Here is a 23,268-nt window from a genome sequence, read left to right as displayed (position 1 = left end):
AGCAAGTTTATGTTATTTAAATTGAATTTAATCACCTTATCCATGATAGCTATGTCATCACCTATTATGGCGGCTAACTTCGCAGTGGGTAATGCCAATATGGAGTCTGTGAATACAAAAAATTACGAATGTAATCGCTGTACGACTTCTGCTGGATACCAAGGTGAAGTTGCGTTTGCTGTGGGTTATAACGACGTTGATGATATTCATGCTGGTAACGCTTTTGGCACAGCAAGCAATGGTGCTATTGCAACAGTGAGCGGCGATATTAAATATCAAGGTGAGTCAGGTTATCGCGCGAATATTCAAGCCTACCAGTTGGGTATGGACAATGGTTTTGTTCACTTATCAGGTGGTCAAGCGGGTTTGTATAAAATTAATGTAGATATTGATTCTATTAATACCTATAAGGCTGGCGATGTTCAAAGTTCACTTTGGCATAATAATGGCCTGTTGACGCCTTATAACAGTATTAATGAATTTGACTTAAATAAACAACGTGAAAAAGTTGGTTTAGGATTTAAATATGGTCAAGATTCTTATGGCATGTTTGTTAAATATAATCAAGAAGATAAAACAGGATATCAGTCCAGTAGCCTCGTATCTCCTAACCCTATAAATTTTGGCTTACCAATAGACTCAACGACTCAACAATTAGATGCCGGGCTGCACTTATTAGGTGATAACTGGTTAACTGAGTTGAGCTATTTTGGCAGCTATTATGAAAACAATATCGATAATTTAAGCCTTCCATATGTTAATGATGTGTATTCGGCTGCACCAGATAATCAAGCTCATCAAGTATCGTTATCTGGCCAATACCAACTCGACCGTACAGTAATGAATGGACGTATTGTCAGTGGTCGTATGATTCAAGATGAAAATCTAATCCAAATGAGCGGTAATCCACTGCAAAACTGGGATGGTCAAGTCGATACGTTAGACGGCCGCTTTGCGTTGACTTCAATGCTCACTAACCGTTTACGTTTAGGTGGCAGCATTGATTACAGTAAACGTGATAACCAAAGCTCTAGCGCCGAGTTTGCTCAATACAACTTTAATAGCTTAACCGGAGCCTTTAGACAAAACACCCCTCGCGATTTAGAGCGTAATACTTATAAAGTCAACGCAAGCTACCGTATTGCCAGTGGTTATCGCTTACAAACTGGCTACGATCGCAAAGAAGTCGAGCGTACTTTTAGCGACCGAGAACAAACGAATGACGATAATTTATGGATGAAGTTCAATGTTCGTGCTGTCGACAACTTCAACGTCAACTTCAAAGTAGAACATGCCAACCGCAGTGGATCTCTATACGAAGCGAGTACGCTCACCTCATCAGAAAATAACAGCTTATTACGTAAGTATTACCTCGCTGATCGTGACCGTAATGCATTTGAACTCAAAGTCATCCACACCCCCACTGACTGGATGAGCCTTGACGTTACAACGCGTTATGCCAAAGACGAATATGACAACACCAAGATAGGATTAACCGAATCAGAAGATTATGGCTATGACGCTAATTTAAATATCCAATTTAATCAGTATGTCGATGGTTATGTGTATGGGAGCCAACAGTGGATTAACTCTCATCAAGTAGGTAGTCAAAGCTTTAGTTCTCCCGATTGGCAGGACGATATTGAAGATGAATTTATCAATCTAGGTGCAGGCTTAAGCTACAGCGGGTTAATGCAAGACAGTTTGACACTGGGGATAGATTACTTATTCAGTAATTCTATTAGTGACACCCTACTTTATAACAATGTGGGCAATGCAGATACGTTTAGCACTTATGGTGATTATTACTCATACAACCACAGTGCCAGCATGTATGCAGATTATGCCCTGAGTGAAGAAATGGCACTCAAATTAACTTACCGCTATGAACGCTATTTCGATACCGATGCAGCCAACGTAGGGGTTAATGATATTCCGGGGATGATTACCTTGGGCGATATCAACCATAACTACAACGCACACCAAGTGATGCTGTCGTTTACCTACAAATTGCGCTAAGACGCATCGTTTATGCTACGAGAGGATATATCTATGGAACGTAGAAGTTTTTTAAAAGCCAGTGCCGCATTAAGCTGTGCCGCTTCTCTTACGGGTTGTAAAACCGGCTCTGATGATGCCAATGTCACACCTACGCCACCACCGGTAGCGGATGAGAGTATCAGTTGGTCAGCTTGTTTAGTTAACTGTGGCTCAAACTGCCCTGTAAAAGTGTTTAGTAGCGATGGGATTATCACGCGTGTTGAGGCGGATAACGAAACTACTGATGAATATGGGGTCAACCATCAAATCCGTGCTTGTGCACGCGGTCGCTCTTTACGACAACGCACTTATGCGCCAGATCGTCTAAAAACGCCAATGAAACGGGTTGGTAAACGCGGTGAAGGAAAATTTGTTCCGATTAGCTGGGATGAAGCCGCATCGACAGTAGCAAGCGAGCTACAACGTATTGCCAGTCAATATAGCAATAAATCAATATTAAAACTGTATGGAACCGGTGCCTACTATGGGTTCTCTAGTTCAAACTGTTTTAACCGTATCTTAAACCTTAATGGTGGTTTCCTTAATATTTATGGTAACTATTCTTGGGCGCAACAAAATGAGGCCGCTGCTGCAACCGGCTTTGGTAGTACTTCAGGTTCTAATTTACTGTCATTAAAAGACAGTGATTTATTTATTGGTTTGGGTTACAACCCCAGTGAAATGCGCCAATCTGGATCAGGTGAAGGCTATGATTTCTTGCAAGCTATCAAGGCAAACGATGCACTTGAAATCATCATGATTGATCCTCGTTATACCGACTCAATGGCCGGAAAAGAGGACAACTGGTTCCCTATCCGCCCGGGTACTGATGCTGCATTAGCAGAAGGTATTGCCTATGAAATGATAAGCTCAGGTTGGGTTGACAGTAATTCAAAAAACTTTTTAGATAAGTTTTGTGTTGGTTATGACAAAGACTCGTTGATTAAATTAAAAGCAGAGTTCGAACGCTCTGATGATCCAAAGAAACTAGCCTATGTGCCCTATATTAATCCTGATGATAACTACAAAGATTATATTTTAGGCGAAGGAACATTCTCTACAAAAGGTCCTAGAACACCAAGCTGGGCAGCTAAAGTATGTGGTATATCCGAAACCAATATTAAGAAAATCGCTAGCAAAATAATGAATGCACGTGCCCCTTTCATTATCACTGGCGCGGGAGTAAACCGACACGCAAATGGCGAGCAAGCAATGCGTTCTTGCTACATGCTGTCTTTCTTGACTGGTAAAGTCGGCCAGCCAGGTGTGAGTAATGGTGCACTTCCAAGTCAAGGAAGCCTCAGTAATAGCGGAATGTCGGGTTTATCTAACCCAGTAAAAGAATCTATCTCGTTCTTTACTTTCCCCGATGCGATTGAGCGTGGTCATGAAATGACTGCTAGAAAAGATGGAATTAGAGGCACTGCTGACTTAGATACGCCACTCGGTGCTGATCTAAAAGCTATCTTTGCCCTTAACTCAAATGCGCTTATTAATCAGCATTCAGATTCAAACGGCATCGCTAAAATACTTGAAGATGATACCAAGTGTGAATTCATCGTTGTGTGTGATTGCTGGATGACACCATCGGCTAAATTTGCTGACATCCTCTTGCCAGATACTTCGTGGCTAGAGTCAAACGACTTAGTAAATGACAGCTATGCCTCGGGTATTATGGGCTATTTAGTGGCAATGAAAGCCGCTATTGACCCGCTTTGGGAATGTAAATCAATGTACGATATGTGTGCATTAATTGCAGACAAAATGGGTAAGCTTGGTGAGTACACCGAAGGTAAAGATGAGGCGGGATGGCTAGCTGAGCTTTACGAAAAAACGCGCACAAATAGTAACAATGCTAACGCAATCCCACCGCTTCCTAGCACATACGAAGAAGCGCAAAAACAAGGGGTATTCCGCGCATTTGATGGTAAAGCGACAGTAGCATTAGAGAGCTACATTAATGGGACTGGTAAGGTAAATACCCCATCAGGAAAAATCGAAATTTTCTCATTACAAATGGCGCAAAAAGGCGCCGAATGGGAATTTAATGATGAAGTCAAAGGCGATTACATCTCTAGTATTCCGATGTACCAAGCGACTTGGGAAGGTTATGAGGATGATGAAACATCTGAAGATTATCCATTCCAATTAATGGGATATCACACTAAAGGCCGTACACACTCAAGTTATCACAACGTCCCTTGGTTACGTGAAGCTGTTGAGGATGCTGTGTGGATGAATCCTGGCGACGCCAACAAAAAAGGGTTTACTCAAGGAGCAAAAGTCCTTATCTGGAGTAAACGCGGCACAATAGAGTTACCAGTCAGGGTCACCCCACGTGTAGCACCCGGTGTGCTTGCCCTTGGCCAAGGAGCTTGGTATACACCCGACCCTTCAGGAAGAGTCGGTCCGTCAGGTCATATCATCGATATTGGTGGATGTATCAATACTCTGACTCGTTACCAGCCAAGTCCTTTTGCCAAAGGTAACCCACAACACACAAACCGTGTACAAATTGCTAGCGCTTGATGGAGTAATTAAAAATGACAGAACAAACTCAATATGGTTTTTATTTAGATACCACCAAGTGCACTGGCTGTAAAGCGTGTCATATCTCTTGTAAAGACAGACAAGGTGATATTATCCGCAAAACTAACCCTATCGAACAAGGGGTTCCTGCATTAGAAGGTATTAACTGGCGTCGAGTTTATGAATATGGAGGCGGTAGCTGGTCAACAAATGCGGATGGTAGTTTCGAGCAAAATATTTTCGCCTATTACACCTCTATTGGTTGCAACCATTGTAACGAACCAGTATGCGTTAAAGCTTGCCCCACTGGTGCGATGCATAAACGCCGTGAAGATGGATTAGTCCTTGTTCACACGGATTTATGTATTGGTTGTAGTAGCTGCGCTGAAGCTTGCCCGTATGACGCACCACAATTGGATCCACAGCGAAAAGTGATGACAAAATGTGATGGTTGCTACGATCGATTAGCAGAAGGAAAGCAACCTATTTGTGTCGGTTCATGCCCATTACGAGCACTGGATTTTGATACAATGGTAAACTTACGTGCTAAATATGGTAATGGCGATGGACATACGGCACCACTACCACCAGAAAGTATTACCTCACCAAACTTGATCATTAAAGCGAACAAGAATGGTGGCCGCCAAGGTGAAGTGTTGAATTATTCTGAAGTTTAACACGACTCATTAAATAGATGCCCTTCTGGGCATCTATTTAAATACAGGAAACCATAATGACCAATAAAACGACTGATATATATCTTGAACTACATGCTATCGCACGTTTATTACATAATGTTTTTTTAGATTATCCCACCGTAGAATCTATACAGTATTTCAATGACAACCAGCTAGATCAAAGTTGGCCAATATTGATAAGTTCAGAATCTAATACACAAGGTAAGATCCTATTAAATAAATTTCTATCAACATGGCAAGCTGAACAAATTAACGACATTAAGCTCGATTACGGTCAGTTGTATTTTGGACCCGGCGAACCCAGTGCTATGCCTTGGGGCTCGGTATATTTAGGTGAACAACAAATTTTAAATGACCAATCGACTATTCAGCTCATTAACTTCTATAAAAAAGTAGGTATTAAATTTGAGTTGAAATATAACCAGCCATTAGACCATATAGCATTATTTTATTCCGCTATTGATTTACTATTGCAACAGTTATTAGATGAGCCTAATAACACATTAGCTAAAGATACACTCATCATTTTGCTACAACAACATATGTTGCCATGGTCTGGACGTTGTCATGAACTCGCTATTAAACATGCACAAACGGATTTTTATAGGGCGATCGCTCTTCTTGCCCAAGATTTTGAATCAGTCCTTGCCCACACTATGAATGTAGTGCCTATGCCGATGCGTCTATTTCGTTAAAATAAGGTATATTATATGAGTGTGATTCGGTCAGTTGCTGCACAATGGAACAAGGCAGAGTTTGCTCATAAATTAGAGATATACTTAAGCCAAGATAGCGCCATTAATGATTTTTTTGTGGGAGTAACAAATAGAACCACGATCTGTACTCTCATTGCCGCTATGGTTGAATTACCTGCGGAGATAAACAATAAAGACTTTAAAATAGATCGAAATCAAGTGTTTGATTATTTTTTTCAATGCTTCTATTTACTTTTTATAAAAGAAATAGAATATCACACATTGACCCAAGCAGAGCAATTAATTTTATCTATTGCGGTTTATTTTGCCAACAAAATAAGTCAGCAACAAATTGGTGCTGAAATGAATGATCTTCAAAAGAGCTCTTATATCATTACAGCCATGTCTCGACTTGAGAGCATACGTAAAAAAAACCGTACATCACGTCAAAATATGGGGCGTAATTAAACCAGTCTATTGTCTAGATCGTAATATCAGCTTTCAGCTGAACTTTGTAGCTAGTCAAGATGACTCAGTTCAAGCCTGTAATCCACAGATAATCATGACACTTTTAAAAAACTTACTGACTTGTAAAAATATTAATCAAAAACTTTACTCTCCGATGATGACCTTTTTATCTGCTCTGCGCTTAAACTCCAAATATTTGAGAAACAAGCGCTTAAAGTCATAAATTTTGAGTATTTGACGTTTATTAATGCGAAAATTTTTCTAAGTTTATGATTTTTGCTCACACTCAAAAGTGTAGTGTTCATCAATCGATTTAAGCAGTTTTTTAAGGGTTCCAGCGACATCAATGTTACGAATAACCGCTTCAGAGCGGTCACGAGTTAATAATGAGACTTTAACATCGAAAGGATAGCCGATATCGCGTAAGGATTTGGCTAAACAGATACGTGTGAAGTACACGTTGTTGGGGGCTCACTTACATGATAAACGTGGGATACATTGTCTGAGTCAATCCTCATGGAGAGTCTCTCAAACGCCAGAAACAAAAAAGCCGTTGATAATCAACGGCTTCTTTCGTATTTAATATGGCGGAGGAGTAGGGATTTGAACCCAAGAAATCAGCCACAAAATAAAATTAAAATTCATTATAATCAACAACTAATCGAAAAATCACATCTCAGAAAGTGAACATTCGTAGTCGATATATGACATTTAAATATTTATCGGTTAGGTTGTCAATGATTAACGCCTCAAACACCGACGCTGATTTTTTCGTCCGTGTGCTTTGACTTGTTAAGGCGTCCAGGAGGCGCAGGTATCTCAGGCATTTCTAAACCTTCTTTAATCCATAAAGACCACTGTTTTAATATTCCACCGTTTCTTATTTTTGAACCTTCTGACCACTTTAAGTTATTTTCATCAGAAATTTTAGCAGCCATATCTTTAGCAAAAATATTTGGATCATCTTGCAAAATATCAACGCATCGCAACAGCGAACCTTCATTTTTTGCAGCGGCCCATATAGCTTCTTTAACACCACCGGATTTTTCAATTGATTCTGAATTTGGAAACACCCCATAATCTTTAATCGTCACCAATTCGAATCTTTTTAAAACAGAAAGCTCATTTCGCTTAATTGTATCAACTTTTGATCCAGATCTTGGCATAGCACTTAAGGTGGTAAATGCTGCAAAAGGAGAAACTGAAACTGAGAAAACCTTTCCTCGCTGCTTCCCACGCCGCGCAAGGTCAGTTCTGTCTAGAATAGCTGCGCCAGAGTCTTGCACAACTAAATCATTTCCAGCTCTTAATAGGTATCCGGTATAAATAAAGTAATTAGTTAGTCTATTAGCATAGGTATTCCAAGTCTTCACTCCAAATTTTGCTTTTGGTATACACTCTTTAAAAGCTTCACGTACAGTATTTTGGGTTATCGTCTTTCCAGAATAATTCTTATATAAAGATACTTTTAGGGAGTGCTTCCCAAGGGTCTCACGTAATTGATTCAATATAGATCTTTCGTCACTTGCCCCAAGTTTTCTACTTATCTTAAAGGATGTTCCATCTCTTTCTGCCAAACCAAACATTGCTAAATCAGCACCAATATTCCAGATGGTCTTCTCACCTAGCCCTACCATGCTCCCTATATTTGCAGAGTCAGTGAACTCATTAGCTTTTAATTTGGTACATATATTTAGAATCGAGGATGGGTCTGATGTTGGTATGTAGTTGTAGGGCACTACAGGAACTTTTCCTGTCAAGAGATAATCTTTAAAAATATCCCAATACACATTAAGTCGATCACCACTCTTTATTACTAATCGTTTATGGACTAAATTATTCAAAACTGTTGCACCAGAAATTTCAATAATTTCACTCCAATCAGCAGGAGCTTTCTGAGCAATAAGTTTTAAACATACTAATTCTTGAGGTGATAGAATATTTAAGTCTGCTTCAAAGAGGCGCTCAACATCTAAATCAAGAAGTACCGCATCAGCTTTTTCACCCTTTGCCATACCTTCAAATAAATTAATACATAGCTTTTTTAACAGCCATGGAAAGCCCTGGCTAATCTCAGAAATTTGATGTCTAATTTCTGCAGATATTTTTTTATTAATTTCCTTTTCGAATTTTGTAATTGAATTTGAAATCTCACCACTTTCAAAAACATCTAAACGAAACTCTTTCCTATGGTCAGCCAGCTCATGCCATAAATGATAGGCAGGATGGTCCTGTTGCGTAGTACTATCTGTCTTCCATGCAAACCCTAGGACCAAATTACTTTGACTGCTTGCAACATCAAGCATTAGATCTTTTGCTGCATTGAATATCCCGAATAACTCAGACTTTGAATAAAGCTCTTCAAACTGATCAAATACCAAACATACAACCTGATCTTTTCGCCCTAACGACTCTAAGTAGCTTTGAATACTATTAGAATTTAGTGGGGAGCTCGGATCTGTAAGGCTTATTTCAATTTCGTCGCCAAAGCCAGCTTTTTGAGCCTCCCTTAAAGAAGCAACCAATGAAGCTGGGATATACGAAGGCTCACGAGCTCCACGGATATCTACCGCATATACAAAGTATTTATTTTTGTAATGTTTGTTTTTAGATCTATCTCTAAGCTTTGCAATCAGAGAACTTTTTCCAAGTCCTGAGTTCCCGGTTATAGCGAATATTCTTGTTCCTGAATTTTCTATTGCTGAACTTAAGAAATTTAATATTTCTTTTTTGGGTAGTATCACGCCCTACAAAGTCTTCTGGGCGAGCAGGACGGTAATCATCCCATGACTCGCCAATTTGAACCTGTACGACAGGTGGTAATTTTTTTGATACAGCTCTAACTGTAGCCTTTTCTTCGTGTATACCAACTCTAAGGTCATAATCTGCGATAGTTGTTTCTAAAGTAGCTAAATTTAAAATGGTATCCTTGTCACGAATATGTTTTCCGCTTGAAGCGTTATAAACCAAGACCCCATAAGGAGCTCCACCCTTCAACGTATAAACGCACCAGTACATACCGAAGTCAGACAGTAATAGAGTCCAATCACCAAGCTCTTCTGGGTCACCAATAAATTGCTCCGCTGAATATTTTGGTGGTTCACCAATAATTAATGAACTTTTCAAAGCGTCAACAATTACAGATGGTTGGTAAAAACTTAACCTCTCGGATTTTTCTTTAGGCTTCAACTTCCAGTTTTCAATAAACCCTTTCGCATCTTTGGTAAATTCAGATGTCGAAATTAACCATCCTTCAGAATAATCTTCACAATCTACAGTGCCCCATAGCTGCCTTAATATAGGTGCAGAAATATTATCTTTTTGAGCCTTGCACTCCACATAAATTACTTTTCCATTAACTCTGTGTTTGCAAAGAAGATCTAATTCAGCACCAACAATTCTTATTTCTTCGATAACATCATAATTCTGCGCCAATAGAAGTTTCTTCGCTAGTTCCTCTAGAAGATCTCCTTTTGCTTTATTGCTACTGCCTTTCTTACATGCAACATCAATTTTCATTCTAGTCCCTAAAGTCGTACTTTCCGAATCTACGATAACGTTCTATGGATTGGTCAGTGCCCTAACTGCTTATTGGACGGCCAAATAAAGCCAGTGGTTTAAGTTATTGATTAATATCATCCTACATTTGCTATCTTATTGAAGTAAAGCAATTAATTGTGCCTAACAGACAAAAACAAACCGATCTTGCGCGTAAAATAGAGTTTGTGGTCACTGTACTAAAAATTAAAGACAACAAAATCAGATTATTACGGTTTCTCTATTTTTAAAGCGATACAACTAAATAACGATATCCAATCGATTTTTATCGTAAATCGATAATGTGATAAATGACAGCGTTCATGCTGATTTTATCTTTAACTATTTTGATTTTTTCACATGCGCAGCATGTGCCCTTGGGGTTCAAAGGGGCACTCCCCTTGCCCGAGTTTATCTCCCATCTTTTTGGCACAAAAAGTGGGAGATAAACGTACCGGGTTACGCTGTACCCCACTTATTTAGTGGGCTACTTTGGCTTCGCACTCACCGAGTGCGGGGCGATTTAAAATTGCACTATTAACGTGAAAATGCGTTTTATCAGCAAAATATTTAATTGATTTGCGCTTGTAGGAGCCAGTTTTGCGGCTGAGAAATGATGTGACGGGTAAGCTCTCTCATTTCTCAGACTAACTATTGGCGCTGTGAGCGTGAATTTTGCCGTTACTTTGCTAACGATTGTCATTATTCACACTCTGTGGCCGCAACTTAGGACAAATTACCCGATTAAGAGGCCTATTCGAGGGCGTGAGACTGATTAATCATTCAAATTGATTGTTCGATTGTTCAAATAGTATAGAAACAGTGTCGATAGTCTTATTTGATGTGTGCCAATGTGACTTTTAAGGTGTTCGTCTGTGCTTGCATAAGTCATGTAGTGTTACGCTTAGTTTTTTAACGATTACGCGATACTTTTTCGCACTCACTGAGAGCGAAGCCTTTTTTTCGATTTACGCTATAGCCTGTGCCCTGTGGGTTGCAGCGTATTTAAGACTGTTGAGCTAGTTAGTTTATGTTTTAAACTAGCGTTTTATTTGTGAGTTTTATTTCGCACTCACCGAGTGCGAAACGATTTAAAATGGCTGTTTAAACATCAAAATGTGCTTTCTCAGGCTGATTGCGGGTGCTGTGAGAGCAAATTTTGGCGTGTAAATGCACTCAGGATTTGCTGAGCGCGGTTATGATGGCACTCTACGGTTAACATTTTCAGTAAACATCCTCTCATACAATGCCACTTTCTATATTGTCTGGGACAAGTTCAGCGCGTACTCGACTTTATCCACCACAGGTTTGAGTGTTTTTACATCATATTGTTTACCGTATCGTCCATAGGTGATGTTGTGATAAGCGTGTCCGACAATTTGCGCCACCACTGATTCTTCGATTTGCAGCTGTTTGAGTTCATCTATAAAGGTGTGCCGAAATGAATATGCGGTTGGCCGTTTACCGGCAATGAAGTTGAGCTGGCCGAGTAGTTTACAAAATTCACGGCAGAACTTGTGCGACCAAACACCGTCACTGCTGGGTGGGTAGCCAAACAAAGGCTTGTTTTTTGATGTTCGGTCAGTAACGCTTTTGACGAAATCAATAAAGCCCAATTCAATTAGCTTTTTGTGCAATGGAACGGTGCGCTTGGAATGCGCCGTCTTGAGCTGTTGAGTGATGCCCTCATTGGTGACGTGGATGACGGCTAAGCCGTCTATGTCGGTTATATCATGGCTATGGAGCTGACAAGCCTCGGATGGACGTAGGCCATGATAGAGCATCAACAGCGTTATCCATTTAAAGTCGGGATGTTTATCGATAAAGTCTTGCGATTGCAGTACCTGTTTAAGTTGATGTGGTTGCCAGCGCTGACGCGCTAAATCCTGCCCAGCCAGATTTGAAGGCTTTGATAGTGTGACTTCATCAAACGGATTGGCACTGGTGTACTGCATCAATCGGCTCCATTTAAAGAACTGTGACACGGCAGCGAGATAGTCTTTGTTACTCTTGTGGCTTCTGCCCTCCTCTAGCAAGCAATCCTTGTATTCCATTGCCTCTGCGCTGGTTATGTCGACGACATCCTCTAAGTGGGTTCGCTCAATAAAATGGCTAATACGTTGATTAAGCTGCTTTACTGTTAAGGCTGAGATGGACTGCTTCTGCTTGGAGGTAATAAACTTACTCAGTGCATCCTGCAAAGTAATATTACCCACTGATTTTGTTTGGTTTTTACTATCAGCATTATTTGATAATGCCAACGTTGTTTGTGGGGATGGATTGTCATCTGCCGAAGTAAATTGGATAGGCCGTATGGGAATAAACGCTGTCACTTCTCGAACTGGCTTAGCCTTGTCATCCAGCGTATCGGTAACCCCAACAAAGCCTGCTCGGGCATCATTAATCAATTGATTAACGTGTGCTTTAAACGCATCAGGCATTGATTGTGGGGTTAAGTTACTGATTAATTGTCGTAAGACTCCCGCCACAATAAGATTGCGACCTATGGCGATTGAGCGCTGCTTAGTCAGTAAGGATATTTTAATGTCGGCAGAAAAGCCTTTATCACGCAGATAAACAGGCAACACCATGCGAGTGTAATAGGTACAATTTGTGGCTCTGAATAAGTACATATGTCTCAGTCATCCGTTTTGGGTCTGAGAATAGGATTTTTCAAATGCCAGAAAGCAAAAAAGCCATTGATTATCAATGGCTTTTTCACTTTAGAATATGGCGGAGGAGTAGGGATTTGAACCCTAGGTGGGCTATAAACCCACGCCGGTTTTCAAGACCGGTGCATTAAACCACTCTGCCACCCCTCCGAACGAGACGCATAATATAAGTTAGTTTATTAGCTGTAAAGCACTAACTCAACATTATGCATCAAGTGCTGGTATTACATTCAATCTGCTGGATTTTGTTTCACATTTGGCGTTATGCCTACGCGAGCAGTATCAGGCTTGGTGAAATGTTTAGCAAAATCGCCCCATTCTTGCTGACTCTTAAGAATGTAGCCCGCTATCACTAAGACAGCGCAGCTTAAAATTCCCCAGCCAATTGCGACTTCGCCAAGGCTTGCCCACACGGCCACTAAGCTAGATGCACCAAAAGCGATACTGATCTGCAAGAAGTTCTGTAGTCCTGCAGCTTTAGCGGCGTTCTGACTAAATTGCTGCAGTGCGCTGTTCACCACGATAGGATAAATTGCACCATTGGCTGCGGCTAAAATCGAGAACGATATTAACAGCGGGAAAATAGTACTCGCTGGGAATACTAACGTAAACAATGCAATAGAGATTACACATGCGCCAAATACCGATAGCAAAATATTTAGCGTTTGATTAGCACCAATACGTTTTATTAGCAACTTACTCGCATAACCGCCAACAATAAACATTATGGTTTGCGGAATGAAGCTTAAACCAATTTCTTTTGCCAGATAACCATGCTGCTCCATAACAATCGGCCAAACGGTTAAATAGGCAAAGAATGCACCCGAACAGGCACCAAAAATCACAACGTTACCGACATAACGGGTGTTTTTCAAAATATGCCAATAAGATACGGCAGTGTGCTCGCTGTGTTGATGTTGAGTCTTACCTGGGACAAAATATAACGTCATTAAAAGCAATAAAAACGCGATAATACACAAAGAGATAAAGATCGCACGCCAACCTAGCTCACTCAGAATAAATGCGCCAAGAATAGGTGCAAGTGCCGGTGATAACGCGACCAGTGGCATAATATTACTGAAAATGCCTTGGGCTTTATCTGCATCATATTGTTCAACGACAATGGCTTGCCAAATAACCCCTGCACTACAAGCGCCAATCGCTTGGAAGAAACGCGCAGTATTGAGCATTAAAATAGAGTCACTGTTGGCAATAAAGATGCTGGCAATGGCAAAGACCACCAGACCAAAGATGAGTGCCCAACGTTTGCCTATTTTGTTGACTAAAGGCCCGTAGAGTAATTGTCCCAGCGCAAGACCAGCAAGAAAACATGTCAACGACATGGCAACTTGTGATGGTGTACTATTAAATGAACCTTCAATTGCTTTGAACGCAGGAAGATACATGTCAGTGGCAATGAAACCCAGCATACTCAACATGGCTAAATAGAAAAGAAACATAAAGAATTTAATGTTTGCAAAGGTGTTACTAGACGTTTTCATAAAATAATCGTGTCAGATTGACTAAAACTGGCAGTCTAATCGCTTGTTAAATCCATGGGAAACGTTTATTTTTGACATATGTTATCAATAATTTTCATTGGAATGGGCGCCCGGTTATGCTTTCAGAACAAACGCTAGAACTCATTGACATTGTGGCTCATGTAGGAAGTTTCACCGCGGCGGCGCATCGGCTGCATAAGGTGCCCTCTGCCGTGAGTTACGCAGTTAAGCAAATAGAGGAAGAACTGGGCGTTATTCTCTTCGAACGCCACCATCGTAGCGTGACGTTAACCCCTGCGGGTGAGCATTTTGTTAAATATGCTCGAACGTTACTCACGCAGATGGATGAGATGAAACGCGGAACTCAACGCGTGGCTAATGGTTGGCAACCGACTTTATCTATTGCGCTTGATAATATTGTGCGAGCTGACAGGATAAGTGTACTGATCGCTGACTTTTATCGTCATTTCCATGATATTGAATTAATTATACGCATCGAAGTATTTAACGGTGTATGGGAAGCGCTGGCTACAGGCCGCAGTGATATTGCGATTGGCGCGACTACGGCTATTCCGGTCGGTGGTGTTTATCAATATAAAGATATGGGCCAAATAGAGTGGGCGTTTCTTGTCAGCAAAAATCATCCTTTAGCTAATATTGATCGCCCCTTAACTGACGATGAGTTACGCCCTTTCCCCTCGATTTGTTTAGAAGATACTTCACGAGAAATCCCTAAGCGGATGACTTGGCTGCTGGATAATCAACGTAGATTAGTGGTGCCAGATTGGATCCGCGCCATTAATTGTTTCCGCGAGGGTTTAGGTATTGGTTATATGCCCGTGCATTTGGCGAGTGTATTTATTAAAGCGGGCGCCTTAATCGAGAAACAGCTTGAAAACCCTAGGCAAATAAGCCCTTGCTGCCTTGCGTGGAATGCGGACAAAATGTCACCGGCTCTGGCTTGGGTGCTTGAGTATTTAGGTGATACAGAAAAATTACATAAAGAGTGGTTAGCTTAAGTTTGATTTACACTCAGTATGCTGTTGTAGTGAGCTAAGCACGATGACTTTCACCCGTACCTCAGGTACGGTATACCCACTCGATTCATTTTAGGATTTTACGGGAACTTAATTCACTGTAAAAAATCCAAATATTCAGTTAGGAAATATGTTAACGGAGAACAACATGAGACAAGAAACCCTATATTCGACAAGTGCGTCAACATTGGAAGTGAACAAGCTTCTTAAAAATACTTACATGTTATTGTCTATGACATTAGCCTTCTCTGCACTGTGCGCGGGATTGGCAATGGCGTTAAATATCAGTCCACTCGTCTCGATTGGTTTATCGATTGGTGGCTTGGTGTTATTGTTTGTGACTTTGCGTAAAGCTGAATCTGCTGCGGGGATCTTCTGGGTATTTGCCTTTACGGGTATGGAAGGCGCGTCACTGGGCTATATGCTGAATCATTATGCTGGTATGGCAAATGGTCCACAGCTGATTATGCAGGCACTGGGATTAACTTCAGTGATTTTTATCGCGCTATCCGCCTATGCGGTAACCACTAAGAAAGATTTCTCTTTCCTACGTGGATTCTTATTCGCGGGCTTAATCGTGGTGATTGCCGCCGCTGTGATTAATATCTTTATGGGTAATAGCGTTGCCTTTATGGCAATTAACGCAGGTTTAGCATTATTAATGACAGGTTTTATCCTGTTTGATACTAGCCGGATTGTAAACGGCGGTGAGACAAACTACATCCGCGCGACTATCTCGCTATATTTGGACTTTTTAAACCTCTTCATCGCACTATTACACCTTATGGGTATAGGCAACGATGATTAATCCTCGTTAACGTAAACTTAGACAAACATTGCAATAAAAGTCCTCTATGTGATTGGTTTTTAGGCCAAGATTACCCATCACACTGAGGGCTCATTAATAAGTAAAATCAAAGATTTATGATGTTGATGGTTTTTATACGGTATTTACTTATCTTATGTAATTCACTTAGCTCCAAACCGCGCACATTAGCTCACAAAACCCCATAGAATCTAAAAGCGATAACAATGTCACTAAACGAACCAAGTCGTTCGTTTGGCATGTTAGGCTATCATATTCATCACAACTTTTTCAGCAGAAGCGCTATATTCTATTATGAATAAACTAAGTCGAAACGAAAGACGGGCTGTTATTCTCAAGTTGCTTAGTACACATAAACAATTGTCAAATCAACAGCTTTCCAACTTACTGGCTGTGACCACCAAAACGGTTCGTTGTGATCTTGTTCAACTAGAAGAAGACGCGCTAGTAAAACGCATTCATGGCGGTGTCACGTTATCTGCGGGATTGGATATCACAAGGTACAGCTTTGATGCCATGTTAGCGGAGTTGATACAACACCATTCGCTATCTAGCAGTGTAGAGTTCGATTCAAACCAAGGTAAATTAAAAAAGATGAAACATAATGTATTTGTACTTGGCTCATTCAATGTTGATATCGTTGCTAATTTAGAGCGTTTCCCCCAACCAGGTGAAACCATGCATTCAAGCAGCAGTAGCATTGGTGCCGGCGGTAAAGGGGCTAATCAAGCTTATGCAGCGGCTAAAAATGGTGCAAATATCACCTTTATGACCAAAATAGGTACCGACCAATTTAGCCAATTTGCGCGCCAACACTTAAACAGTACCGGTATAGACAATACGATTATTATTGAATCATCTACCAGCCCAACAGGCACGGCCCTGATTTATGTGAGTGAACAGGCTGGTGAAAATATGATTGCGGTGAATGAAGGCGCCAATATGACGATGACCGCCGAGGACATATATTTGGCTAAACCACACATTATTAGTGCGGAATTATTTTTAACTCAGCTTGAAACCAATTTTGATGCCATCAAGTTAGCTATGGATATTGCCAAAGAGTATGGTGCCAAAGTGATCCTCAACCCGGCTCCCTATCACAATAGAACCCCAGAATTACTGCCTTTGGTGGATATGCTCACCCCGAATGAAACCGAAGCATCATTAATGACGGGGATAGAAGTGACCGATTTAGACAGTGCCAAACAGGCCGCTATTGCGATCAATGCATTAGGCGTTACCTCGGTGGTGATAACGCGAGGCGGTGATGGCGTTTTACTCTATGAAAACGGTCAGTTTACACAAGTTGATGCATTAAAAAGTGCAGTGGTCGACACTACGGGCGCTGGAGATGCATTCAACGGGGCGCTAGTTGCTGAGCTTGCTAAAGGCAGAACGCTGCATCAAGCGGCTAAATATGCCAATGCTTATGCATCATTAGCTGTCGAGCGCCTTGGCGCCGCAAATATGCCCGATGCTTCGCTTGTTGCTGCAAGACTCAATGCCTAAGGTGTAGATGCATCAAAATGCTTCAAAATGCTTAATGTATTGTGTACTTTTATCCCCATGACATTAGTGCTCACGATATTGCGGCTACAAATTAATAGATAAAAAAGCCAGTCAGTGATTAACTGACTGGCTTTTTTACTATCAATCTGCTCTAAGCGCTTATTTCAAACGGGCTGCATAATCGATAATGCTGTTACGGTAGAGTGCTAATAGCTCAGCATCTTTTACCGCAACACCGACCTTTTGCGAGGCTTTATTCATCCATTCATCATGTAAATAAACGCGGCCATCAAATTTTTGAATGGTCATGCCTTCTGCAACACCGTCGGTAACAACCCGTATTGGGCCTTCTCTAAGCGTAAATAGCGCGGGATTAATCACATAGGCAATCGCCGATGGATCATGTACATGACAACCTTCTAGGCCCACTTTTTCACTATAAAACTTTAAATAATAACGGCTAACATCCCAAATAAACTGCCCTACTTCACCCGCATCATCACGCAGTTGATCAAGATATTCACGTGTAAAGAAACTTTGCTCTGTAACATCTAAACCAATAACGACCACAGGCCACGAGGCCGTCAGGACTATATCTGCAGCATGGGGATCGTCATGAATATTTGCCTCAGCAAACGGCGTGACATTGCCGCGGTGATCATTCTCACCAAAAGCGCCGCCCATAATGACGACTTCTTTCACCAAATCCACAATCGTCGGATCGGCTTGAAGTGCTAGGGCAAGGTTGGTTAACGGGCCGATGGCGACCAAGGTTATTTCACCTGGCTCAGCTTTCACTGCATCGATAATGTATTGATATGCAGGACGAGGATCGGCTTGACCTTCTACCTCAGCAGGCACTTTTACATCACCAAAGCCACCTTCACCGTGAACAACCACCGTTGGGCCAACAGGAGGACGAATAAGAGGCTTACTCGCGCCAGTGACGATATCGGCATTCAGTTGGTATTTCTGTTTAAGGTAAAGGGCATTATGTGTCGCATCTTTGATGGTCACGTTACCATAAACCGTGGTAATCGCCTTAAGTTCAATATCTGGATGCGCTTCTGCAAATAGAATCGCAAATACATCATCAATACCGGGATCTGTGTCTAATATAATTTTAGTTGTCATGGGGATCACTGTCCTATCAATTAGGTGAATCGAAACACTATAGGGTTTTACTGAATGTCCTGTCATTATTTTACAGGTTCTTTTAGGTGCATCAACAAGATACCCGAAACGGATATCAACAAGCAGAGGTTTATTAGCACTTGTCACTATACAAAGATAATCCAAGTTTAAGTGTGATAGGTCACCAAACTTATCCAAGCAAATGAACATTTTGGTTCACAATTTTCTGAGGAATACTGGCACTTCCTGATAATACATGTATAAGCAGGCCTACTAATACAGCAATATTGGAGCGGTAACCGTGGTTATCAATATAACGGCCAGAGATGATCGGTAAAGACGGATGTAAAGCGCTAATGTGGGGCTATTGTGTCAGCGCGATGAGTCGTAGGCTAATTAAGAAAATGTAATTACATAATTAATTCAGCGGGGCATCTTTTAAATGTGTAACATAACGTCGTAGCAAGTAAAACTGCCACGACGTTATGCTAGCAAACAACTTAGAAACGATAATTAAAGCTTACGGTCATATTACGCGGTGTACCATAGTGGTAGACACTATATGCTGCAGAAGAAGCTGACATATAAGCATAATATTTTTCATCTAACAGATTCTCTACGTTAAGTTGTAGATCCATATTGTCGGCCAAGTCGTAACGCGCCATCAAGTTGACTAACGAGTAAGCATCTTGTTTGATTGTCACAGCACTTTCAGAATAACTATCACTCTGCCAGTTAACGCCACCACCGACGGTTAACTCAGGTAATAGATCAACAAACTGATAGGTGGTAAATAATTTAAACTGCTTACTGGGGCTCGTTGTCGCAACGCGTTCACCGTCAGCATCTTCTGCTTTAAATTGCGAATATCCTGCGGTGATGTTCCAACCATCGACAGGTTCACCCACAGCTTCTAACTCAAAGCCTTTACTCTCAGTTCCTTGAGCAGGCTTATAGTAAGTCGTCGGCATACCATCAATGACAATCGTGCCTGCTGCGGTAGCAAGATTATCCTGTTCAATCTGAAACAGCGCCACAGTGGTGTGCAGACGATCATCCAAATAGGTGCTTTTCAGACCAATCTCATAGGCTTGACCTTCGAGTGCATCGAGAAAATCACCGTTAATGTCTTTATAGTTTTGTGGGTTGAAAATTTCGGTATAACTGGCATAAATACGATGTTGGTCGGTAAGGTCATACAAGGCACCAATATAGGGTACAAATACGCCGTCATCACCAAAGTCAGTTACTGTGCCATAGCTAACACCTTCACGGTTCCAGCTTGAAATACGGCCACCAGCAATTAACTTTAAGTCATCAGTTATCGTCAATCGCGTTGCCGCATAAAAACCTTTTTGCTCAGTTTCCATGTCCATCTGACGATTAGCATCAGTTGACCACTGTGGCTCTGTAAATGCCGTGTTTTCCCAGTCAAAGAAATTATCTACCGGCTTACTGTCCCAACCGGACATATCTTCGCGAATAGGATCAAAGGTATCTGCATAGGATTTTTGTTTGCTGTATAGGGCACCAACGACCACTTCATGCTGAAGATTAAACAGTTCATAATCCCCTTTGAGCTGAAAATCGACATTATCAGAATTGCTCTCACCATGGCTATGGTAACGCTGGCCACTTAATCCGGTACCAGTTTCTTTATCAAGCAAACCAGACATATAGATCATCTTGTTAGTTGTTTCATACTCCATGCGATTATAGTTGGCCACCAATTGCCAACCATTGCTGAAGTAATGATTCAAGTTAGCAAAATAGTTGATGTTGGTCGTTTCCCAGCGGCTCCAGTCTGCTGCTGTAGTCGTCGATACATCCCAATCTGTAGCCGTACCGTCACTAAATACCGCAGGTAATGCGCCCCACATGGCGCCTTTAGGATTATTGTTGTTGTAACTGCCACCCACGCGTAACATAGTGTTATCTGTAATATCGGTATCGATTACACCGTAAAGAATGGTCTTACGATCTTGATAGAGATCTTGATATGAGTCGCTATTAACATATTTAGCCACCATGCGACCACGCACACTGCCACTGTCATTCAGCCCATTAGAGACATCAGCAGTGATCTGCTTTTTATCCCAACTGCCAGTGGCAACATCAACATAGCCCTGAAGTTCAGTGCTATCGGCATGTTTACGCACCAAATTGATTGAAGCTGACGGATCGCCCGCACCCGTGAGTAAACCTGTCGCACCACGCACCACTTCAACGCGCTCATACAGTGACACATCAGATACTGTCTCGCCCGCATCGCCGCCTAGGCTCCAAGATAATGGTACGCCATCAATCTGATAGTTTTGCACTGAAAACCCGCGAGCACTAAAGCCATTACGGACGTTGTCCGTTTTAGATGAAGATAATCCTATTGCGTTATTAACGACATCAACTACGGTATTGAGTGCCTGATCCTGAATGCGCTCAGCCGTTAAAATCGATACTGACTGTGGGGTTTCCATCAGTGATAATCCAAGGCCCGTCGCCGTATCTATGGTCTTACTGACGGTGTACTTACCTTTTACGGAGATTTTTTCGATGTTTTGAGTATTGGTATCAGTCGTTGATTGTTCCTCGGCTAAAACCACTAAAGGGTTTAATGCCAAAGTAATCGCGGCTGCAAGAGGAAGTAAATTAAATCGCATAGTCTTTTCGGTAGTTTATGTAAAGTATGCATACGGTAACACTATTACGAATCAGTTTCATTTGTATTTTGGTGATTTGGGTAACAAATTACTTATTATGATTAAAATAATTGATACTTAACGGTACGCTTTGCGAGATAAAATGTTTTTGGTAATACGAAACTATCTTTTTAGCGGGATTTCTGACGAGCGCGGCAGGGATTGTTCATCCCAATAGCGCCCCTTGCTATATTTCTTTAGAGCGCTGTTAGGCCTATCCTCTGCCTCGGTTAAAGTTGACTGAGTGTTATGGCGCGAGTAGCTCGTTAGGCAAAGGCCACTTTGCGACCTGCCATTCACCTTGCCAATTCTCTATTGAGACCCACAGCTTATCTGTGGCGGTTAAACTTTTTGCGGCAATAGCATGCACATGCTGGCCATGTTTATTCCCATGTAAAATACCATTCTCACTGCGTTGTAAAATATCCAGTGGTAATGCTTCGGGGCCAATATTGACATAACCTTGACGTATATTACCTATGTCCCCTTGCTCAAATATCAACATGAAATCTTTCACATAATCATCATGATGTGTATAGGGTGTGTTGAGATCTAATGGCATTGGAGCAATTTTAAACTCACCGACTTGCTGCGATAGCCATGCGGGGGGAAACGTGGGCGTTAAGGATTGATAAAGAAACAACAACGGCAATAATAGAATGAGCCCATTGAGCTTATATTTATTTTTTTGCCAAAAAAGCGAGTCATTCATTGTCATTATCGAACCTCTTCTAATATTTCTGCGGCCAAGTCATCTGACTTTTGGCTCTTAAATGCACGCACATGACGTAATCCCCACATCATAAACCCAGTGATCGACATACCCGATAATATCAGTCCAAAAATGAACCAAATCATTTTTGTCCAAATCCCGCCTAATGTGCCGTAATGCAGTGGATCAGCAAGGTGCATGATGGTTTGCATTGCTGTCATTGTTTCAGGTGATGAGGCACTTTCCACCTCCCCCGTCCAAGGATTAATACTGAGGTTATAAACGTTTTTGTCGTAAAATATATAATCGCCGCCACCGCTCAAATGGTACATGTCGCGATGATGTTCAGGTTTCATCACATAACTGGGCTGAAAATCAGGGAAGCGTGTTTGCGCTAATGTTAACGCCTGTGCAAATGAAACGCTGGTTATGGGTGAGCTATTGTCACCTTTCGGGCTAAAGGGTAATTGCTCAACGGCAATTAATGGTGCATGGGGCTCGATATCAATATCTGCATGCCAAAAAATTGCTTGCACTAAATACCATAATCCTGTCAGCGACATAATGGCAATAAACCATATTGACCAAACACCGGATAGTTTATGTAAATCGGCTAACAGTGTTTTTTTACCTTGATTGACACGTAATTTAGGCGCAAAAAAATTCCGCCAAAAACGCTTGTAAACAATCAACCCAGTGACAAGCGACGCCAACATAAATAGTGCCATCGAACAAACGAGGTAATAACCAACGCTATAACTGCCATGCCAAGGGAATAATAACCAAGAGTGTAAGGAGCGCATAAAGCCAATAAACGTCATGCCCTCATTAATCTGTTGGATCTCGCCAGTATATTGGTTGACGTAAGCAATGGCGTAGGGTTTATCCACGTCAGTCAACATGATTGCATTCACCAGATAAGGTTCAAAAGTCATCGCACCGGTAACCGCCGCCGTTGGATGCGCCTGCTCAACAATGGTCATTAACTCACTAACGGGTTTCGCAGCTAAATTATCGGGGTTTAACGCCCTAGACGCAGGGTTAGTTAGCCAGGTTATCTCATGGCTCAATACTGCAATCGTGCCCGTCAAACAGATAAAACAAAATAATAACCATATTGGGAGTGATACCCAACCATGCAACATAAACCAGAACCGGTTACTGACCTTTGCCATTGATGACTTTCCTAATACTTCTTTAATCTTGGCAT

Annotated in this window: 17 protein-coding genes and 1 tRNA gene; 8 read left to right on the top strand and 10 right to left on the bottom strand. The window is 41.4% G+C overall.

Translation table 11 applies throughout. The features are described from left to right. Positions 1-9: 9 nt before the first annotated feature. Genes ACRN9H_RS08820 through ACRN9H_RS08800 form a run of 5 tightly spaced genes read left to right on the top strand, consistent with a single transcriptional unit; the run spans position 10 to position 6,430 of the window. On the top strand, positions 10-2,019 hold the full coding sequence (locus ACRN9H_RS08820; protein WP_432313342.1) for an MtrB/PioB family decaheme-associated outer membrane protein: 2,010 nt from the start codon (positions 10-12) through the stop codon (positions 2,017-2,019). Positions 2,020-2,052: 33 nt separating this feature from the next. Next, positions 2,053-4,569 (top strand): DMSO/selenate family reductase complex A subunit, encoded by a 2,517-nt coding sequence (locus ACRN9H_RS08815; protein ID WP_432313341.1) that lies wholly within the window; start codon positions 2,053-2,055, stop codon positions 4,567-4,569. Between the two features lie 14 nt (positions 4,570-4,583). Beyond that, positions 4,584-5,246 (top strand): DMSO/selenate family reductase complex B subunit, encoded by a 663-nt coding sequence (locus ACRN9H_RS08810; protein ID WP_432313340.1) that lies wholly within the window; start codon positions 4,584-4,586, stop codon positions 5,244-5,246. A gap of 56 nt (positions 5,247-5,302) precedes the next feature. After that, positions 5,303-5,962: a TorD/DmsD family molecular chaperone gene (locus tag ACRN9H_RS08805; RefSeq protein WP_432313339.1), complete on the top strand. Its 660-nt coding sequence runs from the start codon at positions 5,303-5,305 to the stop codon at positions 5,960-5,962. 15 nt (positions 5,963-5,977) lie between these two features. Further along, positions 5,978-6,430 carry a hypothetical protein gene (locus ACRN9H_RS08800; protein ID WP_432313338.1) on the top strand — a complete coding sequence of 151 codons (453 nt, stop codon included), beginning with the start codon at positions 5,978-5,980 and terminating at the stop codon, positions 6,428-6,430. A 267-nt stretch (positions 6,431-6,697) separates the two neighbouring features. Here ACRN9H_RS08800 and ACRN9H_RS08795 read toward each other — a convergent pair whose 3' ends face one another. From ACRN9H_RS08795 to punC, 6 genes are all read right to left on the bottom strand, one after another. After that, positions 6,698-6,889: a hypothetical protein gene (locus ACRN9H_RS08795; RefSeq protein ID WP_432313337.1), complete on the bottom strand. Its 192-nt coding sequence runs from the start codon at positions 6,887-6,889 to the stop codon at positions 6,698-6,700. 290 nt (positions 6,890-7,179) lie between these two features. Continuing rightward, on the bottom strand, positions 7,180-9,099 hold the full coding sequence (locus tag ACRN9H_RS08790) for a hypothetical protein (protein ID WP_432313371.1): 1,920 nt from the start codon (positions 9,097-9,099) through the stop codon (positions 7,180-7,182). Continuing rightward, the gene (locus ACRN9H_RS08785) at positions 9,050-9,949 is read right to left on the bottom strand and encodes a restriction endonuclease (protein ID WP_432313336.1); all 900 of its coding nucleotides are present in this window, start codon (positions 9,947-9,949) and stop codon (positions 9,050-9,052) included. The genes ACRN9H_RS08790 and ACRN9H_RS08785 overlap by 50 nt, the downstream gene beginning before the upstream one ends. A gap of 1,274 nt (positions 9,950-11,223) precedes the next feature. Continuing rightward, positions 11,224-12,600 carry a tyrosine-type recombinase/integrase gene (locus tag ACRN9H_RS08780; RefSeq protein WP_432313335.1) on the bottom strand — a complete coding sequence of 459 codons (1,377 nt, stop codon included), beginning with the start codon at positions 12,598-12,600 and terminating at the stop codon, positions 11,224-11,226. Positions 12,601-12,698: 98 nt separating this feature from the next. Next, positions 12,699-12,789: transfer RNA gene (locus ACRN9H_RS08775), tRNA-Ser, on the bottom strand. 80 nt (positions 12,790-12,869) lie between these two features. Continuing rightward, positions 12,870-14,141, bottom strand: a complete 1,272-nt coding sequence (gene punC / locus ACRN9H_RS08770) for a purine nucleoside transporter PunC (protein ID WP_263187314.1) — start codon at positions 14,139-14,141, stop codon at positions 12,870-12,872. A gap of 116 nt (positions 14,142-14,257) precedes the next feature. Here punC and punR point away from each other — a divergent pair, with 116 nt between their 5' ends. From punR to rbsK, 3 genes are all read left to right on the top strand, one after another. After that, entirely contained in the window at positions 14,258-15,160 is a 903-nt protein-coding gene (gene punR, locus ACRN9H_RS08765) for a DNA-binding transcriptional activator PunR (protein ID WP_432313334.1), read from the top strand. 166 nt (positions 15,161-15,326) lie between these two features. Continuing rightward, positions 15,327-15,986 (top strand): Bax inhibitor-1/YccA family protein, encoded by a 660-nt coding sequence (locus ACRN9H_RS08760; RefSeq protein WP_220774859.1) that lies wholly within the window; start codon positions 15,327-15,329, stop codon positions 15,984-15,986. Between the two features lie 312 nt (positions 15,987-16,298). After that, positions 16,299-17,516 carry a ribokinase gene (gene rbsK / locus ACRN9H_RS08755; protein ID WP_432313333.1) on the top strand — a complete coding sequence of 406 codons (1,218 nt, stop codon included), beginning with the start codon at positions 16,299-16,301 and terminating at the stop codon, positions 17,514-17,516. Between the two features lie 159 nt (positions 17,517-17,675). On the opposite strand, the gene ACRN9H_RS08750 is transcribed toward rbsK, so the two are convergent. From ACRN9H_RS08750 to ACRN9H_RS08735, 4 genes are all read right to left on the bottom strand, one after another. Beyond that, positions 17,676-18,650 (bottom strand): nucleoside hydrolase, encoded by a 975-nt coding sequence (locus ACRN9H_RS08750; protein ID WP_432313332.1) that lies wholly within the window; start codon positions 18,648-18,650, stop codon positions 17,676-17,678. A gap of 500 nt (positions 18,651-19,150) precedes the next feature. Then, positions 19,151-21,307: a TonB-dependent siderophore receptor gene (locus ACRN9H_RS08745; RefSeq protein ID WP_432313331.1), complete on the bottom strand. Its 2,157-nt coding sequence runs from the start codon at positions 21,305-21,307 to the stop codon at positions 19,151-19,153. A gap of 286 nt (positions 21,308-21,593) precedes the next feature. Beyond that, entirely contained in the window at positions 21,594-22,064 is a 471-nt protein-coding gene (locus tag ACRN9H_RS08740) for a hypothetical protein (RefSeq protein WP_432313330.1), read from the bottom strand. Continuing rightward, positions 22,064-23,233: a PepSY-associated TM helix domain-containing protein gene (locus ACRN9H_RS08735; RefSeq protein WP_432313329.1), complete on the bottom strand. Its 1,170-nt coding sequence runs from the start codon at positions 23,231-23,233 to the stop codon at positions 22,064-22,066. The genes ACRN9H_RS08740 and ACRN9H_RS08735 overlap by 1 nt, the downstream gene beginning before the upstream one ends. Between the last annotated feature and the right edge of the window lie 35 nt (positions 23,234-23,268).

This window comes from Shewanella sp. MF08487 (assembly GCF_050848685.1).
In the GTDB taxonomy this organism is placed as follows: domain Bacteria; phylum Pseudomonadota; class Gammaproteobacteria; order Enterobacterales; family Shewanellaceae; genus Shewanella; species Shewanella glacialipiscicola.
The sequence above is the reverse complement of the archived record's forward strand: the minus strand, read 5'-3'. Positions and strand labels throughout refer to the sequence as shown.